Below are 18,420 nucleotides of genomic sequence, written 5' to 3'. Positions count from 1 at the left end.
GGCCGAAGCTGTGGGACGGCGCTCTGTCCTCGTTCGTCGGCTGTTGGCCGAAGGCGGGATCAGCCTCAACCCCGACGACCTGAGCCGCACTGTCAAGGACCGGGCACTGGTCGCCCGTTATCAGGCAGGGATGTCGATCACCGCGCTAGCAGCACAGACCGGCCGGAAGCCGCAGAGGATCCACGAACACCTGCTCCGACTGGGAGTGACGATCCGAAAAAACAAGCGCCACACGGTCAAAGGTCAATGGCGGTCCCAGATCATCGACGCCCGGCCGATCGAGCAGCGCCCCGAGACTGCCGAGGACCGCAGCACGCTCGGGCACCTCGAAGGTGACCTCGTGATCGGCTCGAACAACAGTCAAGTCGCCACCCTGGTAGACCGCAAATCACGCTACCTCGTGATCGTGAAGCTCCCCAGCCGCCACAGCACGATCGTCGTTCCCGAGTTGATCACGAACTACGCCGGCCTGGATCCGCGGCTACGCGACACGCTGACGTGGGACCGAGGCATGGAACTGGCCGAACACAAGCGACTCACCGCTGCCACCGGGTCGATGTGTTCTTCGCCGCGCCACGCAGCCCCTGGCAGCGCGGCACGAACGAAAACACCAACAAGCTGCTGCGCCAATACCTCCCCAAGGGCACGAACCTCGCGACGTTCACCCAGGCCGAGCTCGACGCGATCGCCACCAAGCTCAACACCAGACCCCGGAAATGCCTCGACTTCCGCACACCCGCAGAAGCCGTGGGAGTGTCGGCGATCTTGTGGGTGATGATGTGATCACCTGTCAGTGCTGCGCGTCGAGGCGGTCGCCGTAGTGCATGGCGAGCGTGTTCAACGCCTGTTTCCAACCTACTACTTTCCCGGTGATGTTGGAACGATTTTTGAGTGGATTTTTGATCACGAGATAGAGCACTTTGAGTGCGGCCTGTTCGTTGGGGAAATGGCCTCGGCGTCGGGTGGCCTGACGGAACCGGGAGTTCAGGCTTTCGATCGCGTTCGTGGTGTACACCAGTTTTCGCAACTCGGGCGGATAGGCGAGGAACGGCGTGAACTGTTCCCAACTGTGGCGCCACAGCCGGATCATCGCGGGATACTTATCCTCCCATTCGGCACAGAATTCGGTGAACTCTACTTCTGCGGCTTCTATGGTGGGGGCGGTGTAGATCAGTTTGAGTCGTTTAGTGATCGCCGGCCAGTACTTCTTCGATGCGTAGCGAAGGCTGGCCCGCACCAGGTGCACGACACACAGTTGGACCTCTGCTTGTGGCCACAACGCAGAGATCGCCTCGGGCAGCCCTTTCACGCCGTCACAGGCGACGATCAGGATGTCCTCGACGCCACGGTTCTTCAGGTCCGACAAGTGGTTCAGCCATCCCTTGGCTCCTTCGCCACCAGTACCGACCCACATGCCCAGCACGTCCCGCTCACCAGCCAGGGTGATCCCGACCGCGATGTAGACGGGACGGTTCGCCACCGCACCATCCCGAATCTTGACATGAATGGCATCAATCAACACAACTGGATACACGCGATCCAACGGTCGAATTTGCCAGGAATTCAGGTCGTCGACCACCTTGTCGGTGATCTTCGAGATCAGCTCACGTGACACCCGTGCGTCATAAATGTCGGCCAGGTGTGCTTGAATTTCCCCGGTCGTCAACCCTTTCGCATACAGGGAGATGACCGTGTCGTCGAAACCCTCGACCCGGCGAGCGTACTTCGGCACGATCTGCGGAGTGAACGTACCGTCTCGATCACGGGGCACGTCGATCCGTACGTCACCCACATCGGTCCGCACCGTCTTCGACGACGATCCGTTCCGCTCGTTGACCCCGAACTTCTCCGCAACGTCGCCTTTCTCGTAGCCAAGATGGTCGTCCAGTTCGCCGTTCAGCGCCGATTCCAGCACCGTTTTGGTTACCTGCCGCAACAGTCCGTTCGGGCCGACCAGCGACACGCCATCTTCGCGGGCCTTGTCGATCAACTCCCGCGCTACCCGAACATCGAGTTCGTCATGAGCAGGAGCCGGGCCAGCCGAATCGGCCGCCGTGTCTTCACTTGTCACCATGGATCCTTCCCACCGGAGCCGACCGCTCCAGCATGGTCAAGATCACCCACCACCCACAAGATCACGGACAGCCCCGAAGCCGTTGCCTTGACCGGTTGAACCTAAGGGTGTTTTCACGTCGGCTACGGCGGGCACGCGGGACTGTCTGATCATCGGTGGATCTGGTCTTGGTCTGACACGCCGAGCGTGGTGCTTGGTGGGAAGGATCGATGATGACCGAAACACTGGAGCCTGTGACTGATGGAGTGGATCAGCAGCGGTTGGCGGAGCAGCTTCTGGCGCAGGCCAAGGAGCAGGGTGTGGACCTGGTCGGGCCGGATGGGTTGCTCAACCAGTTGACGAAGAACGTGCTCGAAACCGCGCTCGATGCGGAGATGACCGAGCACCTGGGTTACGACAAGCATGAGGTGTCCGGGCGCAATGGCGGCAACTCCCGCAACGGCACCCGGGCGAAGACGGTGCTCACCGAGATCGGCCCGGTGGAGATCGAGGTGCCCCGCGATACCGACTCGTCGTTCGATCCGCAGATCGTCAAGAAGCGTCAACGGCGCCTGACCGGCATCGACGAGATCGTGCTGTCGCTGTCGGCGAAGGGCCTCACGACCGGGGAGATCGCAGCGCACTTTGGTGATGTCTACGGGGCGTCGGTGTCCAAGGACACGATCTCGCGGATCACCGACAAGGTCGTAGCGGAGATGACGGATTGGTCCAACCGCCCGCTGGATCGCGTGTATCCGGTGGTGTTCATCGACGCTATCCACGTCAAGATCCGGGACGGCCAGGTCACCAGTCGACCGGTCTACGTCGCGATCGGGGTCACCGTCGGCGGTGAGCGCGACATCCTCGGGTTGTGGGCTGGTGACGGTGGCGAGGGCGCGAAGTTCTGGCTCGCGGTGCTCACCGAGATCAAGAACCGGGGCGTGGCCGATGTGTGCATCGTGGTCTGCGACGGACTCAAGGGCCTCCCAGACGCCATCACCACCGTGTGGGACCGCGCGATCGTGCAAACCTGCGTGATCCACCTGATTCGCAACACCTTCCGCTACGCCTCCCGCAAGTACTGGGACGCGATGGCCCGTGACCTCAAACCCGTCTACACCGCACCGTCCGAGGCCGCCGCAGCCGAACGATTCGCCGAGTTCGCCTCAACCTGGGTCCAGCAGTACCCGGCGATCATCCGACTCTGGGAAACCTCCTGGAGCGAGTTCATCCCGTTCCTGGACTACGACGTGGAGATCCGCAGGGTCATCTGCTCGACCAACGCGATCGAGTCGGTCAACGCCCGCTATCGGCGAGCGATCCGCGCTCGTGGGCACTTCCCGACCGAGCAAGCCGCGTTGAAGTGTCTCTACCTCGCCACCCGCTCCCTGGACCCCACCGGGCGCGGCAGGGCACGATGGGCTGCACGGTGGAAACCCGCACTCAACGCCTTCGCCATCACCTTCGAAGGCCGCATCACCCCCAGCGGGAACTAACCAACACCAAGCCAGATCCACCGTTCATCGGACACACCCCCCTCGTGAAGGTTCCACCGAGCGGGAACGGTCGTACCGGTTGCGGGCTTGGGTACAGACGCGCGAGATCCACCCACACCGGCCAGCGGACGAACCTGCCGGTCGTCCCCCGACCGGCGCGGCGGCCTCGCTGGTACGTGATCGAACAGGCGTTCCCTAGGGCTTCTTCTGTTCATAACGGAGTTGAGCTGGGGTGTTGCGTCGTGGGCACTGTTGTCGTCGCAGGGACTATCGAGGCAAGGTGCTAGCCCCCGCGACGTGTGCCGGACACCGAGTTGGCCCGGCTGTCCTAACAGCCAGGCTCGTGCCCTGTTGGATGCCCACACGACACTGCCGGGCTCAGGCGATCCAGGTCCATGAGGCGGTCAGTCGTCGATCATGTTGAGAAGGGTTCCTCTTGCCGACACCGTTGTCTGCGACCCATCGCTCGATGGTGGCCGTGAGGGGGATGCCTTGACCTTCCTCCCGGGACAATCCCTTACGCCTCGGGGTGCGCAGCGTTGGGTGCGGGTATGTCAGTGGTGCCCGTTCCGGGCTGAGCGAACCAAAGGGCGAACCAGGGAGGTACGTGATGGCTACGACGATGGTGGAGCAGCGCAACCAGGCGTGTCTGGATGCGTGTGCCGAATGTCAGCAGGCGTGCGAGACGTGCAACTACAACTGTTGCGCCAACAACCCGGATATGGCCGAGTGCGCCCGGCTGTGCCTGGACTGCGCGGCGATCTGCGCGGCGTGCGTGACGCTGTTGGCCCGGAACTCGCGCTGGGCGGCACAGCTGTGCCAGCTGTGCGCGCAGGTGTGTGAGGCGTGCGCGGCCGAGTGCGATAAGTACGACATGGACTACTGCCGCGAGTGCGCGGCGGCGTGTCGCCGGTGCGCGGAGCAGTGCCGGGCGATGGCCACGGTCACCGCCTGAGGACCGCACCCACGGGGATCGAGGGGTAGGCGAGTGTGACCGCCTACCCCTCGGTGTCGCCGATGGTGGGGCTTTCACCGCGGTCGGTGTGGTTTTCGATGATGCGGCAGACCACGGCTCCCTGGCCGCGGCGTTGGCCTTCGCGGGCGTTCTGGCGGGCAGTGGCCAGTGAGCGGCGCAGTGCGCGCAGGTCGGCCAGGGTGCGGTCGATCTCGGCGATGTGGGTATCGAGCAGTTCGGTGACGCGCCCACAGGGGGTGGCGCCGTCGCGTTGCAGGTCGATGATGTCTTTGATCTCGGGCAGGGTCAGGCCCAGCGTCTTGGCCTGGCGGATGAAGCGCAGCACGTCGAGATCGTCGTCGGTGAAGACGCGATAGCCGGCTTCGGTGCGCTCGGTTGGTGGTAGTAGTCCTTTGGATTCCCACAGTCTTACGGCTTTGGCGCTGACTCCGGTGGCGGTGGCGGCCGCGCCGACGGTCATGCCCATTAGATCCTCCTGCTGTGTGTCCGGAACCTTCATCCTTGACCTTACCCCTGGGGCAAGGTTCTAGCGTGCGTGCTGACGACGACAACCGCAGGTCACACAGGGAGAACGAGATCATGGACACGGTGGAGTTGCAGGTCACGGGGATGTCGTGTGCGGGGTGTGAGCAGCGCATCGCCACGGTGCTGGGCCGCGTGGACGGTGTGCGGGACGTGAGTGCCGACCACCACAGCGGCCACGTGCAGGTGCGCGTCGGTCCGGAGTTGGCCGATCATGCCGTGCTGGCTGAGCGGATCGAGGCGGCGGGCTTCGAGGTCACCGAAGGGGCGAGCCGGTGAGCACCGTGACGGAGGAACGCCCGCAGTTGTGGGCGTCGGAATCGAGTACCACACCGGGCCAGCAGCGGATTGGGGCTTGAGGAACATCGGAACGGAAACTGGCGCTAAGCCGTGACCTGCTGGTTTACGAGTTGACCTTGGTTGCTGGCTGCTGCTGAGGTACGCCGCAGTTCCGCCACGGTGGGCGGTGTAAGCAGCAGGAGGCACTGCGTTGCCCGTTGAGTTCCTGTCCGATGAGCAAGCCGCGGCCTACGGCCGATTGCCCGGGTCGTTGTCCCGCGCCGAGTTAGAGCGGTTCTTCTTCCTAGACGACGTCGACCGGGGCCTGGTGGAGGCCAAGCGCCGAGACCACAACAAGCTCGGCTTCAGCGTGCAGCTGGTGACCGTTCGCAACGCCGGCGCGTTCCTCGACGACCCGCTGGACGTGCCGGTCGAGCTGGTCGACTACCTCGCCGAACAGCTGGAGATCGCCGACCCCGCGTGCGTGAAGTCCTACGGCGAGCGGGAGAAAACCCGGTTCGAGCACGTATGGGAGCTGCGCCGGGCTGGCGGCTGGCGGGAGTTCTCCACTGTGGAGGACGAGCTCGGCGAGTGGGTCGAGGCCCGCGCCTGGACCACCGGTGACGGCCCGAAAGCGCTGTTCGACGCGGCGGTGGCGTGGCTGCGGGAACGCCGGGTGCTGCTGCCGGGCGTGACGACGCTGGTGCGGCTGGTCGCTTCCCGCCGGGAGGCAGCGAACCAACGGCTGTGGGCGACGCTGCATCAGCTGCTTGACGACGAGCAGCGTGGCGCCCTGGACGGGTTGCTGGAAGTTCCGGAGGGGCATCGGAATTCGCAGCTGGACAAGCTGCGACGCCCGCCGACGCGGGTGTCGGGCCCGGCGATGGTCGATGCGCTCCAGCGGGCATCGGAGATTCTGGGATTGGGGTTCGCCGAGGTCGACACCGAGGTGGTGCCGCCGCGCCGGTTGGCCGAGTTGTCCCGCTACGGCGTGCAGGGAAAGGCCAGCCTGCTGCGCCGGCACGGCGATTCCCGACGACTGGCGACGCTGCTGGCCACGGTGGTCTACCTGCAAACCCGGGCGGTCGATGACTCCCTCGACCTGCTGGATGTGCTGATCTCCTCGAAGCTGCTGGCCCGGGCGGAACGGGAGTCGGCCAAGGAAAAGCTGCGCACCCTGCCCAAGCTCGGGAAGGCGTCGGCGAAGCTGGCCGCCGCGCTCGGTGTGCTGCTGGAAGTCACCGGCGCCCACGACGACCTCACCGCCCAGGCCGCCGACGACGGTGCTGTGGTCGAGTCGGTGAGCCTGGCCCAGGTGTGGGCCGAGATCGAGGCCGTGGTGCCCCGCTCCGAGCTCGCCGAGGCCCTGGTCGCGGTGGTGGAGCTGGCCGGGCCACCGGACTCGGACGCCGATGAGGCGTGGCGGTCCGAGCTGGTCAAGCGGTTCGCCACGGTGCGGCCGTTCCTGCCGCTGTTGTGCGAGGTGATCCGCTTCGACGCCGCCCCCGACGGCCAACGAGTGCTCGCCGCGCTGCGGGATCTACCAACGTTGTGGGGCGGTGGCCGCAACAAGGTCGCCCGCTCCGAGATCGACGAAGACCTGCTGATCGGCTCCTGGCGGCGGCTCGTGCTGCACGCCCCGGAGGTGGAGCCGGGCTGTGTGGACTGGCGGGCCTACACCTTCTGCGTGCTGGAACAGTTCCACCGCTGTTTGCGGCGCCGGGACATCTTCGCCGTAAACTCCAGCAAGTGGGGCGACCCGCGCGCGAAGCTGCTGGCCGGGACCGCGTGGACCACGGCCAAGCCGGTGGTGCTGGCCAGCCTCGGCCTGCCGCCGGACCCCGACGAGCACCTGGACGAGCGCGCCGAGGCGCTGGACGCCACCTTCCGCGAGGTCACCGCCCGGGTGCCGGAGAACACCGCGGTGCGTTTCGACGAGCAGGGGCGTCTGCACCTGGCGGCGCTGCCGGCGGAGGCGGAGCCGCCGAGCCTGGAGAACCTGCGGGTGCTGACCAACCGGATGCTGCCTCGCGTGGATCTGCCCGAGGTGCTGCTGGAGGTCTTCTCCTGGACCGGCGCTGCGGATGCGTTCACCTCGATCACCGGCGGTGAAGCCCGCCTGGCCGACCTGCACATCACCATCGCGGCCCTGCTGGTGGCGGAGTCCTGCAACATCGGCTGGACCCCGGTCATCAAGCACGGCGTGCCCGCGCTGACCCGTGATCGGCTCGCGCATGTCGATGCGACGTACCTGCGGATGGACACGATCAAGGCGGCCAACGCCGCCCTGATCGACGAACAGGCCCGCATCAACCTCGCTCAGATCTGGGGCGGCGGGCACGTGGCCAGCGTTGACGGCATGCGGTTCGTCGTGCCGGTGCAGACCATCAACGCCCGCCACAACCCGCACTACTGGGGCCAGAAACGGGGCGCGACCTGGCTGAACATGATCAACGACCAGGCCGCCGGCCTCGGCGGCAAAGTCGTCGCAGGCACCCCGCGCGACTCCCTGCACGTCCTGGACGTGCTCTACGACCGCGACGGCGGGACGAAACCGCAGATGATCGTCACCGACACCGCCTCCTACAGCGACATCGTCTTTGGTCTGCTCACCCTCGCCGGGTTCACCTACGCCCCACAGCTGGCCGACCTGCCGGATCAGAAGCTGTGGCGCATCGACACCAAGGCCGACTACGGACCGTTCGCCACCGCCGCCCGCGGCCGCATCGACCTGGGCAAAGTGCGGCGGCACTGGGAGGACATCCTGCGGGTCACTGCCTCCGTCCACACCGGCGCGGTGCGGGCGCACGATGTGATCCGGATGCTCTCCCGCGACGGCCACCCCACCCCGCTGGGCGAGGCCATCGCGCACTACGGGCGGATCGCCAAGACCCTGCACGTGCTGCGCATGGTCGACGACACCGGCTACCGCCGCGACATCAAAGCCCAGGCCAACCTCCAGGAAGGCCGCCACGCCCTCGCGCGGCGGATCTTCCACGGTCAGCGCGGCGAACTGCGCCAGCGCTACTACGAAGGCATGGAAGACCAGCTCGGAGCGCTTGGTCTGGTGCTGAACGCGATCGTGCTGTTCAACACCCGCTACCTCGACGCCGCGATCGCCGAACTGCGCGACGGCGGCTACGAGGTTCGCGACGAGGACGCGGCCCGGCTGTCACCGTTCGTACGCCACCACATCAACATGCTGGGCCGGTATTCGTTCCTGCTGCCGGCCGATCTGGCCCAGAGCCTGCGGCCGCTGCGCGACCCGCAGGAGCCCGACGAGGACGACGAACGGTGACACCGTTCTCGGGGTGGCCTGGCTAGGGCCGGTAGGTGGCCACCCCGAGAACGTACCGGCCGCGGCGGCGGGTCAGATACTGGCCGTCGACGACGAGGTGGTGGCGCGCCAGCTCAGCGAGGAATTCCTCGGCGGTGAAACGGTTCTCGGTGGGGTGGTCGAACAGCAACCGGTAGGTCGGGGTGGCCAGCGCCAGGGCCGTGACCTCGTCGAAGTAGAACCTCCCGCCCGGGATGAGCACCCGGGCGATCTCGGCCAGCGCGTCGGCCCAGTTCGGGATGTGATGGATGATCGCGAACTCGAACACCGCGTCGTAGCGGTAGACGGGATCGCCCAGCGTGGCGTGTAGGTCGGTGGCACTGCCCTGGGCGAGCCGGACCCGCTGGCCGTATGGGGCTAGGCGCCGCTGGGCTCGGGTGATCATCGCGGGGTCCAGGTCGATCGCGTTGACGTGCCCGGCGCCGAAACGGTCCAGGAGCAGCTGGGTGCCGTAGCCCGGTCCGCAGCCCAGCTCCAGCACGCGCGCCTCGGGCGGCAGCGGCCCGCCGAGGCGGCGCATCCACGGCACCTCGTAGTAGCGCTGCAGCCACCGCCGGGGTGGGGAGTTGACCAGCGCGGTCTCGACCTGGTTCATCAACATCGCAACCCCTCGATTGTATCGTATCGAGTTGCTATCATCGGGATATGACGATGAATAGCACGGAAGGTTGCCTGGCGTCGAGCCCGCCGGGCGCGAACCTGGATCCGGCGGTGGCGTTGTTCCACAGCCTGTCCGATGCCGCTCGGTTGGCGATCGTGCAGCGTCTGGCCTCCGGCGAGGCCCGGGTTGCGGATTTGATCGCCGAGTTGGGGTTGGCGCAGTCGACGGTGTCGGCGCATGTGGCCTGCCTGCGTGACTGCGGCCTGGTCGTGGGGCGCCCGGAGGGGCGGCAGGTGTTCTACAGCCTGACGCGCCCGGAGTTGATGGACCTGCTGGCTTCGGCGGAGACGCTGCTGGCCGCGACCGGCAACGCGGTGGCGTTGTGCCCGAACTACGGCACCGAGACCACCGACGAGACCAGGAACGAGGAGGCCGGGCGATGAGTGACGCCTGCGGCTGCGGCAGCGACGAGCCCCGCACCGGCGAGGAAGAAGAGCACGAGCCGGAACGGCTCTGGCAGGTCACCGAGCTGCGCGCGGCGGCGGTGGCCGGGGTGCTGCTGATCGCCGGATACGCCGCGGAGTGGTTGGGTGCGGCGCCGATGCTGGTGCTCGCGCTCAAGGCGGTGGCGTTGGCTGCCGGTGCCTACACGTTCGTGCCTTCCACGTTGAAGCGACTTGCGAAGGGCAAGATCGGTGTCGGCACGCTGATGACGGTCGCCGCGATCGGCGCGGTGATCCTGGGTGAGGTCGGCGAGGCCGCGATGCTGGCCTTTCTGTATTCCATCAGCGAGGGCCTGGAGGAATACTCTCTGGCCCGCACCCGTCGGGGTTTGCGCGCGCTGCTGTCGTTGGTGCCGGATGAGGCCACGGTGCTTCGCGACGGTGTGGAGACCGTGGTTGCGCCGTCCGAGCTGCGGGTCGGGGACCGGATGGTGGTCAAGCCCGGTGAGCGGATCGCCACCGACGGGGTGATCCGCACTGGGCGTACCGCGCTGGACGTCTCGGCGATCACCGGTGAGTCCGTGCCGGTGGAGGCCGGTCCCGGCAGTGAGGTGTTCGCCGGGTCGATCAACGGCACCGGGGTGCTGGAGGTCGAGGTCACCACGACCGCCGAGGACAACTCTCTGGCGCGGATCGTGCGGATCGTGGAGGCCGAGCAGTCCCGCAAGGGCGCCAGCCAGCGCCTCGCCGATCGCATCGCCAAGCCCCTGGTGCCCGGCGTCATGATCGCCGCGGTGGTCATCGCCGGCCTGGGCAGCCTGCTCGGCGACCCGCTGACCTGGATTGAACGGGCTCTGGTCGTGCTCGTGGCTGCCTCGCCGTGCGCGCTGGCGATCTCCATTCCCGTCACGGTGGTGGCGGCGATCGGTGCCGCCAGCAAGCTCGGTGTGTTGGTCAAGGGCGGCGCAGCGCTGGAAGCCCTGGGGCGCGTGCGGGGTGTGGCGCTGGACAAGACCGGCACGCTCACCCGCAACCAGCCCACCGTGGTCGACGTCGCCACCACCGACGGGATCTCGCGCGAACGCGTGCTCGGAGTGGCCGCGGCGCTGGAGGCCCGCAGCGAACACCCCCTCGCGCGCGCGATCCTCGCCGCCGTCGACGGTGAGTCGATCGCACCAGCGACCGACGTCGAGGCGGTCACCGGTGCGGGGCTAACCGGCCAGGTCGGCGGACGCACCGCGCGACTGGGGCGACCCGGCTGGCTGGAATCCGGGCCGCTGTCCGCCGCCGTCGAGCGGATGCAGCACACCGGGTCCACCGCAGTGCTGGTCGAGGACGACGGGCAGGTCATCGGCGCCATCGCCGTTCGCGACGAGCTCCGCCCCGAAGTGGCCGAGGTCATCACCCGGCTGCACTCCGGCGGGTACCACGTCGCCATGCTCACTGGGGACAACCGCGCCACCGCCACCGCGCTGGCCACCGAGGCGGGCATCGACTCGGTCCATGCCGAACTTCGGCCGGAGGACAAGGCCCGCATCATCAGCGAACTGAGCGGCCAGCGGTCGATGGCGATGGTCGGCGACGGTGTCAACGACGCCCCCGCCCTGGCCACCGCCGACCTGGGCATCGCGATGGGAGCGATGGGAACCGATGTGGCCATCGAGACCGCCGACGTCGCGCTCATGGGCGAGGACCTGCGGCACCTGCCGCACACCCTCGACCACGCCCGCCGCGCGCGGCGGATCATGCTGCAAAACGTCGGACTCTCCCTGGCCATCATCACCGTGCTGATGCCGCTGGCGCTGTTCGGCGTGCTCGGCCTGGCGGCGGTGGTTCTGGTGCACGAGGTGGCCGAGGTCGTGGTCATCGGCAACGGCGTTCGTGCCGGACGTGCGAAACCACTGCCGACGCTGCCCAGCGGCAAGCCCGCGGCCGCGCGCCCCGCGACGGTGGGGGCCTCGTCGTGACCCGCACCGCGGCTCCGGTGGTGAGCGCGGCCCGGCGGCGGGCCACCCTCGCCACCACCGCCGCGCTCCTGGCCCTCGGGGATCTGGCGGTGAAAACCTGGGCCGTCCAAGCGCTGGCCGCCGGCCACTCGCTCGATCTCGGTCTGCTGCAGCTGCGGCTGGCCTACAACCCCGGCGTGGCCTTCAGCCTCGGCGCCACCCTGCCCGGCTGGGTCGTGCTTACCGCCACCGCACTCATCACTACCGGCATCGCGGTCTATGCCTGGCGGTCCGCCCGCACCGCCAACCTCGCCCTGCGCACCGGCATGGCCGCCGTGCTCGCCGGAGCCGTCGCCAACCTCATCGACCGCGGCATCGACGGCGTGGTCACTGATTATCTGCATACCGGCTGGTGGCCTACCTTCAATCTCGCCGACGTGCTCATCACCTGCGGCGGCGCACTCATCGTCCTCGCCACGCTGCGGTCGCCAGACCACCGGCGCGAGCCGGCGGAGGACTGAGCCATGTCCGTGGCCGTGCTGTGCTTGTTCGGGGCGTTCATCCTCGCCGTTGCGGTGCGCACCCTCATCCTGTGGCGTGCCACCGGCACCACCGGGCACCGGTTGCCGCCCTCGGGCGCCGGCGCCGCGTCACTGGTGATCCACCTGTTCATGGCCCTGGGCGTGCTGGCCACTAGCGTGGCCGCCCCACTGGCGGAGATGGCCGGTCTGCCCGCCCTGCCCCTGCTTGATCAGCCGTGGCTACGACTGTTCGGTGTCGTCCTGGCGGGCCTGGGTGTGCTGGGCACTTTCGCCGCACAGCTGGCCATGGGCAACGCATGGCGGGTCGGCGTCTCCGACGGTGAGCACACGGAGCTGGTCACGACCGGCCCGTTCCGGCTGGTGCGCAACCCCATCTTCACCGCCGTGGTCACAGCGTTCGCCGGGATGGCCCTGGCCGTACCCAACGTGATCGCCCTGGCCGGGCTGGGCGCCTTCACCCTCGGCGTCCAACTGCAGGTCCGCCGGGTCGAAGAGCCCCACCTGCGACGCCAGCACGGCCAAGCCTACGAGCGCTATGCCGCCGACGTGGGCCGGTTCGTCCCCGGCATAGGTCGCCTGCGCACCCAACCCCGCTGACACCTCCTACCGTCGGCTGTCGCCGGGGGCCAGCAGGCTGGTGACCTCGGCCAGCGCCTGGTCGGAGGGTTTGAAGTAGCGGCGGACGTTCTCCGGCTTCTTGTGCCGGGACTTCGCCATCAGCAGCAACAAGCTCGCCCCGGCCTCGCCGAGGTGGGTCAGCGCCGAATGCCGGAATTCGTGCAGATCCCACCCGGTTCCCGGCCCCTGGTGTGCGGTGTGGGCGTCGAGCAGGGCGCGGGCCTGACCGTACGAGAGCCGCGCCAGCTCGGTGTCCAGGCACGTGTCGCGAGGGCCGAGGACCTTGCCGGGGCCTGGGCGGCGGTGGGTGAGGAACACCGGGCCGCGGGTGCGGCCCTTGAGCAGCCGCGGTAGCAGGCGGGCAGTGCCGGCGTCCCAATAGACGATCTCCAACACGACCTCCTCGCGGGCCTGGCCCCGGCGGCGGGTCTTGGCCCGTGCGCCCTTGGCCTTCACCGGGGCACGACGTCCGGTGAGGTCGAGGTCCTCGATGTTGAGGCCGAGGATTTCCTCCGCGCGAGCGGCGGTCTCGTACAGCATCCGGTAGAGCGTCTTTTCCCGGAGCGCGACCTCGCGCCGCGCCACCAGCCGGTCGATCGCCAGCCGGGATCGCACCGGGGTCTCCGAGTCCGGCGCGGCCAGGCGCTTGGTCCAGCCCGGCACGATCGGGGCGTCGTGGCCGCGATCGCGGCACCAGGACAGCCACGAACCTACGGCGGCCCGGCGGGCGTTCCAGGTGCCCACCGCCGCCCGGCCCCACAGCGATTCCAGGGCCTCGCCGACCTCGTCGTCGGCCACCGTCGCCAGCGGCCGATGTTCGCCGAGCCTCTCGGCGGTCTTGCCGACCGCGGTGGCGTAGCCGCGGATCGTGTTCGGGTTCGCCAGCGAGTCGAGGAACAGCTCGGCCGCCCGGCCGACGGTCAGCGACGTGGTGCTCCCGGCCGGCAGCGCGACGACTGTGGACACCCGCGTTCTCCCTTGCCACAGATAACAGGGCCGCTTCACGCGCCGCCGCGGGGACGTTCCCGCAGGCCGTGATCAGCGATGCCGCAGATAATAGAGCGTTATCTGTGCCAAGACTTCACACGCCACCCACGGCCGAAACCGCACCAACCGTCCACCAGGGACGGCGAGGGCTTAGCGCCAGTTTCCGTTCCGATGTTCCTCAAACCCCGGATTCGCGCGCGGATCGCCGGTCTGCACTGCTCGTTGTGCACCGGCACGATCGAAAAGGCCCTGGGCCGCATGGACGGGGTCGGCACGGTGTCGGTGAGCCTGACCCACGAGCAAGCCCTGGTCGACTACGACCCGGAGGTGGTCGCGCCGGAGCGGATCCTTTCCACGCTGCGCGATATCGGCTACGAACTCTACGACCCGCGCAAGCTGCGCGCCTTCGAGGACGAAGAGGCCGACCTGCTGGCCGAGGGCAAGCGGCTGTTCACCGCGATCGGACTGAGCCTGACCGCGATGGTCCAGATCGCCGAGGGCTGGTGGACGCTGCTGTGCGCCACCCTGCTCGTGGCAGCACTCGGGTTGGTCTTCGGGATCCTGCGCCCGACCGGTCAGTGGCGTGCGGCCGGGTGGGCCGCGGCGGTGGCCGCCCCCGGCGCGCTCGCACTGGCCGCACGTTTCGCCGGGTTGCTGGAGCCCCCGGTCAACGGCTGGATCGCCGCCGTGCTGGCTGGGGTGATGGTCTTTGGGGTGGCCCCGCACATCCTGCGCATGGCGTATCAATCCGCGCGGCGCGGGATCCTCAACCAGCACGTGCTGCTGGAGACCGGCGCGTTCGCCGGCATCACCGGCGGCATCATCGGGTTGACCGGCCTGTTGGAGAACTACCCCACCGCGGAGTTCTTCGCGGTCGCCGCGATCGTGGCGACGTATCACATCTTCTCGGAGTGGCTGTCGCTGCTGGTCAAAACCCGATCGGGCCAGTCGGTCAAGAAGCTGCTGGACCTACAGCCCGACCTCGCCCGGCTCGTGGCCGACAGCGGTGCCGAGTCTGAGGTGCCGGTCGAGCAGGTCAAGATCGGCCAGCACGTGCGGGTACGCCCCGGCGAGCGCATCCCACTGGACGGGCGGATCCGAGACGGGGACTCCGCCATCGACCTGTCCCTGGTCACCGGCGAGCCGGTCCCGGCCGATCGCGGCCCCGGCGAGGACGTCGTGGGCGGATCGATCAACGGCACAGGCAGCCTGACCATCGAAGTCACCGCCACCGGCGCGGAAGGCTTCCTCGCGCAGGTGGTGCGTCATGTGGAGGACTCCCGCGCGCTCAAGCCCGGCATCCTGCACCTGGTCGACAAGGTCCTGCGCGTCTACACCCCCACCGTGCTCAGCATCTCCGCTCTGGCTCTGGTCGGATGGTTGGCCGGGAGTTGGCTGGCCACTGGTGAACCGGATGTGCACCGGGCGGTGTTCGCCTCCCTGGGGGTGCTGGTGATGGGCTATCCCTGCGCGGTCGGCATCGCCGCACCATTGGCGATCGTGCGCGGCACCGGACACGCCGCCGATGCCGGCATCGTCATGCGCACTGGCGAGGCCTTCCAAACCTTCCGGCTTGTGCGTCGGATCGTGCTGGACAAAACCGGCACGCTGACCCAAGGACGGCCCACCGTCCGAGCTGTCGAATCCGTCGACGGCGATACGGATGCCGTGTTGGCGCTGGCTGCGGCAGCCGAGAACCCATCCGAGCACCCGCTGGCGCGTGCCGTCGTGACCGCCGCCCAGGAGGCGGGTCTGGCCGTGGACGCCGCGGAGGAGTTCGAGTCGATGACCGGCTCGGGCGTGCGCGCCACCGTCGGCGGACAGCGGGTGCTGGTGGGCAAGTCAAGCTTGCTCACCGACGCCGGCATCGACCTGGCCGAGCTCACCGCGCGGATCGATCAGTGGGAAGCGGCCGGGCACACCGTCATCGCCGTGGCCACCGAGAGCACCGCCCTGGGCCTGATCGCGCTGGGCGATGAGCTGCGGCCCGACGCCGCCGAGGCCGTCACCACGATGCGCCAGGCGGGCATGGAACCGGTGCTGGTGACCGGCGACAACCAGCGCGCCGCCCAGCATGTCGCCGAGGCGCTCGGAATCACCCAGGTGCACGCCCGGATCCGCCCGGACGGCAAGGCCGACATCGTGCGCGAGGTGCAAGCCGACGGCACCCGGGTGGCCATGGTCGGTGACGGCATCAACGACGCCCCGGCGCTGATGCAGGCCGACGTGGGCATCGCCGCCGGTGGCGGCACCGACATCGCCGTGGAATCCGCCGACATCGTCCTACTACGCGAAGACGTGGCCACCGTGCTCGACGCCCGCGACATCAGCGACCGCGCCTACCGGCGCACCCGCACGAACGTCGCGCTCGCGTTCACGTTCAACGGTCTCGGCATCCCCTTGGCCACCACCGGCCTGATCAGCCCTGTGTGGGCGATGGTGGCCATGGGCGCCTCCGTGGCCACCATTTTCTTCAACTCCTTCGGCACCCGACCGGCGCTACTGATCAATGCCATCGCCAGCGTCGGCCGCGCACGCGGGACAACCGAGCACCCGGCAGATCGTGCTGCGGCCTGACCATTCACACAACGCTCGCGCCAGACCAGGTCGTGCGCGCGGCCCGCTCAGGCACGCCGTGCGCATGTTCCTGTGCCGTCCCGACATTGCCGCACAAGGAAACGACGTGCCTGAACACCCGACCGCGCCCGCCGCCCACGGGCAGCTGGCGCTGCTGACTTCCGCTCAGGAGTCCTGGGCGGCCTGGTGCAGTCGTACGCAGCATTCTCCGGAGCGGGGGGCGAGGGTGGCTTCGACGGCGGGGGCGTGCAGCCCGGCGAGGAAGCCGTCCAGGAAGGCGTGGTTGATACCGCAGACCAGCTCCGGGGATTGAGCTGCCAGGGGGTGGAAGGGGCAGTTGAGCAGCCGCACGCAGCCGGGTGACTGGCGGGAGGGTTCGAAGCCGTACTGGGCGAGCACGGTCTCGGCGTGGGTGAGTGCGCGTTCGACGCCGAGCTTGCCGGGGCGAATCCGCTCCCGCTCGGCGGCGCCGAGCTCGTGGCCGCGTTCGCGGGCGGTGCGCAGGGCGGCGTGCCGGGCGGTTTCGTTCACGCCCTCGGTGAGCACGGCATCCAGCAGGATGCCGGCGAGTAGGTCGTGCTGGCGCGGTGGGATGTTGATGCGGATGTCGACGTCCGCCGCTTCGTAGACCTTCGGGGTCCGCCCGACCTTGCGGATGCCCCCGACTGGTTCGAACCGGGCAGTCAGCAGGCCGGTGTCGACGAGCTTGTCGAGGTGGAAGGCGGCGAGCTTGCGGGAGATCCCGACCGCAGCCGCCGCCTCGTCGCGGGTCACCGGCCGCCGGGCATGGCGGATGAACTCATACATCCCGCGCCGCAGCTCGTCCTCCAGGGTGGCCACGGCCGCGATCGGACGCCCGGGGTTGTCGGCGCGTGTGTTCACGTCGCCAGCGTAGCGCGGTTTCACCTATACGAGTGCGCCGAAACGGTTCGGTCCCACCTGCGCAGCTGCGTGCTTGCTTCTCCGCCTCAATAAAACTAACGTTCCTTAGTGAAACAGGGAGGCGCTGTGGACGGTCCGCAGGAACAGGCGAAGTACCCGGTGAGCGCGGCGCTGGCTGGCCCGTACGGGCATCCGTTTCACCCGATCCTGGTCACCGTGCCGATCGGGGCGTGGGTGGCCAGCCTGGTGTTCGACCTGGCTTCGTGGCTGGTGGTCGATCCAGGCTTCCTGGCGCAGGGCTCGGTCTGGCTGATCGGACTCGGCGTGCTTGGCGCCGTGGCCGCGGCCCTGGTCGGCCTGCTGGATCTGTTCGCCATCCCCACCGGCACGCCGGCGTTTCGTCTCGGGCTGGTGCACATGACGCTGAACCTCGCGGTCACCGGCGCCTACGGGGTCAACTTCGCGTGGCGCCAGGCCGACTACGGCCAGCCGGGCTCGGTCGCGGTCGGGATGCTCACGCTCTCGGCCGCCAGCATGATCGTGCTGGCGGTGTCGGGGTACCTCGGCGGCAAGCTGGCCTACCGCTACGGCGTCCGGGTGGCCGACGAAACCACCCAAGCCACCGGCTACACCGCCCGGGACCACCCACCCGGCCGCTGACCACTCGATTCCCTACTTCCCCGAGCTCGATTCCACCACCACCACGACAGGAGACACCCTCATGGCACTCGCAGCTTTGATCACCTGGTTGATCACCGCCGTCGGCGGCTTCGTCATGCTTGGCACCTGGATCGCAAAAGGAGGGCACAAGAACAACAACAGCCACCTACCCCCGGCGGTGATCTTCGGTCACTTCGCACTGGCCGCGATCGGCCTGGTCCTGTGGATCATCTACGTGTTCACCGACAACCATGCGATCGCCTGGACCGGTGTCGCCCTGCTGCTGCCGGTGGCGCTGCTGGGCTTTGTGATGCTGTTCCGCTGGATCCCCGTCTACCGCGCCCGTGCCGCGGCCGGTGGCCCTGGAACCACCGGCCCGCAAGGTCCGGCAGAGAAGCACTTCCCGGTCAGCGTGGTCGCCGGGCACGGGATCTTCGCCGTCGCCACGGTCGTGCTGGCACTGCTGGCCGCCCTCGAATTCTGATACGCCCGCCCCACCTT

General features: G+C 68.2%; 16 protein-coding genes and 1 pseudogene. 12 read left to right on the top strand and 5 right to left on the bottom strand.

The window, feature by feature from the left end; translation table 11 throughout:
• Positions 1 to 193: 193 nt before the first annotated feature.
• Positions 194 to 783, top strand: a pseudogene (locus GIY23_RS23425) (IS30 family transposase); the annotation flags it as partial.
• A gap of 7 nt (positions 784 to 790) precedes the next feature.
• Here GIY23_RS23425 and GIY23_RS12780 read toward each other — a convergent pair.
• Positions 791 to 2,074 (bottom strand): IS256 family transposase, encoded by a 1,284-nt coding sequence (locus GIY23_RS12780; RefSeq protein ID WP_222850145.1) that lies wholly within the window; start codon positions 2,072 to 2,074, stop codon positions 791 to 793.
• A 212-nt stretch (positions 2,075 to 2,286) separates the two neighbouring features.
• Here GIY23_RS12780 and GIY23_RS12775 point away from each other — a divergent pair, with 212 nt between their 5' ends.
• Both GIY23_RS12775 and GIY23_RS12770 read left to right on the top strand, forming a co-directional pair.
• Positions 2,287 to 3,549: an IS256 family transposase gene (locus GIY23_RS12775; RefSeq protein ID WP_154078814.1), complete on the top strand. Its 1,263-nt coding sequence runs from the start codon at positions 2,287 to 2,289 to the stop codon at positions 3,547 to 3,549.
• A gap of 610 nt (positions 3,550 to 4,159) precedes the next feature.
• Positions 4,160 to 4,504 carry a four-helix bundle copper-binding protein gene (locus GIY23_RS12770; protein WP_222850144.1) on the top strand — a complete coding sequence of 115 codons (345 nt, stop codon included), beginning with the start codon at positions 4,160 to 4,162 and terminating at the stop codon, positions 4,502 to 4,504.
• 43 nt (positions 4,505 to 4,547) lie between these two features.
• On the opposite strand, the gene GIY23_RS12765 is transcribed toward GIY23_RS12770, so the two are convergent.
• Positions 4,548 to 4,991: a heavy metal-responsive transcriptional regulator gene (locus GIY23_RS12765; protein WP_154078812.1), complete on the bottom strand. Its 444-nt coding sequence runs from the start codon at positions 4,989 to 4,991 to the stop codon at positions 4,548 to 4,550.
• A 65-nt stretch (positions 4,992 to 5,056) separates the two neighbouring features.
• On the opposite strand from GIY23_RS12765, the gene GIY23_RS12760 reads away from it, so the two are divergent.
• Complete coding sequence (locus GIY23_RS12760; protein ID WP_228717261.1) at positions 5,057 to 5,326, top strand: heavy-metal-associated domain-containing protein; 270 nt, start codon at positions 5,057 to 5,059, stop codon at positions 5,324 to 5,326.
• A gap of 211 nt (positions 5,327 to 5,537) precedes the next feature.
• The gene (locus tag GIY23_RS12755) at positions 5,538 to 8,624 is read left to right on the top strand and encodes a Tn3 family transposase (RefSeq protein WP_154076865.1); all 3,087 of its coding nucleotides are present in this window, start codon (positions 5,538 to 5,540) and stop codon (positions 8,622 to 8,624) included.
• Positions 8,625 to 8,646: 22 nt separating this feature from the next.
• Here the strand turns inward: GIY23_RS12755 and GIY23_RS12750 are convergent, their stop codons facing one another.
• Entirely contained in the window at positions 8,647 to 9,264 is a 618-nt protein-coding gene (locus GIY23_RS12750; RefSeq protein WP_228717260.1) for a class I SAM-dependent methyltransferase, read from the bottom strand.
• Between the two features lie 44 nt (positions 9,265 to 9,308).
• Between GIY23_RS12750 and GIY23_RS12745 the strand changes: the two genes are divergently transcribed.
• From GIY23_RS12745 to GIY23_RS12730, 4 genes are read left to right on the top strand one after another with little or no spacing between them, the layout of a single operon-like run.
• A complete protein-coding gene (locus GIY23_RS12745; RefSeq protein ID WP_154076864.1) occupies positions 9,309 to 9,707 on the top strand; it encodes an ArsR/SmtB family transcription factor in 399 nt (132 codons plus the stop codon).
• Complete coding sequence (locus tag GIY23_RS12740; RefSeq protein ID WP_154076863.1) at positions 9,704 to 11,674, top strand: heavy metal translocating P-type ATPase; 1,971 nt, start codon at positions 9,704 to 9,706, stop codon at positions 11,672 to 11,674. Before GIY23_RS12745 ends, GIY23_RS12740 begins: the two co-directional genes overlap by 4 nt.
• On the top strand, positions 11,671 to 12,174 hold the full coding sequence (gene lspA, locus GIY23_RS12735; protein ID WP_154076862.1) for a signal peptidase II: 504 nt from the start codon (positions 11,671 to 11,673) through the stop codon (positions 12,172 to 12,174). Before GIY23_RS12740 ends, lspA begins: the two co-directional genes overlap by 4 nt.
• 3 nt (positions 12,175 to 12,177) lie before the next feature.
• A complete protein-coding gene (locus tag GIY23_RS12730; protein ID WP_154076861.1) occupies positions 12,178 to 12,792 on the top strand; it encodes a methyltransferase family protein in 615 nt (204 codons plus the stop codon).
• Positions 12,793 to 12,798: 6 nt separating this feature from the next.
• Here the strand turns inward: GIY23_RS12730 and GIY23_RS23025 are convergent, their stop codons facing one another.
• Positions 12,799 to 13,779: a tyrosine-type recombinase/integrase gene (locus tag GIY23_RS23025; protein ID WP_154076860.1), complete on the bottom strand. Its 981-nt coding sequence runs from the start codon at positions 13,777 to 13,779 to the stop codon at positions 12,799 to 12,801.
• Between the two features lie 192 nt (positions 13,780 to 13,971).
• On the opposite strand from GIY23_RS23025, the gene GIY23_RS12720 reads away from it, so the two are divergent.
• The gene (locus GIY23_RS12720) at positions 13,972 to 16,377 is read left to right on the top strand and encodes a heavy metal translocating P-type ATPase (RefSeq protein WP_154076859.1); all 2,406 of its coding nucleotides are present in this window, start codon (positions 13,972 to 13,974) and stop codon (positions 16,375 to 16,377) included.
• A 165-nt stretch (positions 16,378 to 16,542) separates the two neighbouring features.
• Here the strand turns inward: GIY23_RS12720 and GIY23_RS12715 are convergent, their stop codons facing one another.
• Positions 16,543 to 17,259, bottom strand: a complete 717-nt coding sequence (locus GIY23_RS12715; protein WP_154076858.1) for a helix-turn-helix transcriptional regulator — start codon at positions 17,257 to 17,259, stop codon at positions 16,543 to 16,545.
• A 126-nt stretch (positions 17,260 to 17,385) separates the two neighbouring features.
• Between GIY23_RS12715 and GIY23_RS12710 the strand changes: the two genes are divergently transcribed.
• On the top strand, positions 17,386 to 17,919 hold the full coding sequence (locus GIY23_RS12710) for a DUF2231 domain-containing protein (RefSeq protein WP_154076857.1): 534 nt from the start codon (positions 17,386 to 17,388) through the stop codon (positions 17,917 to 17,919).
• A 61-nt stretch (positions 17,920 to 17,980) separates the two neighbouring features.
• A complete protein-coding gene (locus tag GIY23_RS12705; RefSeq protein WP_154076856.1) occupies positions 17,981 to 18,403 on the top strand; it encodes a hypothetical protein in 423 nt (140 codons plus the stop codon).
• The last annotated feature ends 17 nt before the right edge of the window (positions 18,404 to 18,420 follow it).

The organism is Allosaccharopolyspora coralli, from assembly GCF_009664835.1.
GTDB classification, from domain to species: Bacteria; Actinomycetota; Actinomycetes; order Mycobacteriales; family Pseudonocardiaceae; genus Allosaccharopolyspora; species Allosaccharopolyspora coralli.
This window is presented reverse-complemented; position numbering and strand designations above follow the sequence as displayed.

Bases quoted from the DNA above. Each gene is read 5' to 3' on its own strand.
- GIY23_RS12740 (WP_154076863.1), top strand. From the start codon at position 9,704: ATGAGTGACGCCTGCGGCTGCGGCAGCGACGAGCCCCGCACCGGCGAG.
- GIY23_RS12750 (WP_228717260.1), bottom strand. From the start codon at position 9,264: ATGTTGATGAACCAGGTCGAGACCGCGCTGGTCAACTCCCCACCCCGG.
- GIY23_RS12765 (WP_154078812.1), bottom strand. From the start codon at position 4,991: ATGGGCATGACCGTCGGCGCGGCCGCCACCGCCACCGGAGTCAGCGCC.
- GIY23_RS12705 (WP_154076856.1), top strand. From the start codon at position 17,981: ATGGCACTCGCAGCTTTGATCACCTGGTTGATCACCGCCGTCGGCGGC.
- GIY23_RS12780 (WP_222850145.1), bottom strand. From the start codon at position 2,074: ATGGTGACAAGTGAAGACACGGCGGCCGATTCGGCTGGCCCGGCTCCT.
- GIY23_RS12720 (WP_154076859.1), top strand. From the start codon at position 13,972: ATGTTCCTCAAACCCCGGATTCGCGCGCGGATCGCCGGTCTGCACTGC.
- GIY23_RS12730 (WP_154076861.1), top strand. From the start codon at position 12,178: ATGTCCGTGGCCGTGCTGTGCTTGTTCGGGGCGTTCATCCTCGCCGTT.
- GIY23_RS12745 (WP_154076864.1), top strand. From the start codon at position 9,309: ATGACGATGAATAGCACGGAAGGTTGCCTGGCGTCGAGCCCGCCGGGC.
- GIY23_RS12775 (WP_154078814.1), top strand. From the start codon at position 2,287: ATGACCGAAACACTGGAGCCTGTGACTGATGGAGTGGATCAGCAGCGG.
- GIY23_RS12770 (WP_222850144.1), top strand. From the start codon at position 4,160: ATGGCTACGACGATGGTGGAGCAGCGCAACCAGGCGTGTCTGGATGCG.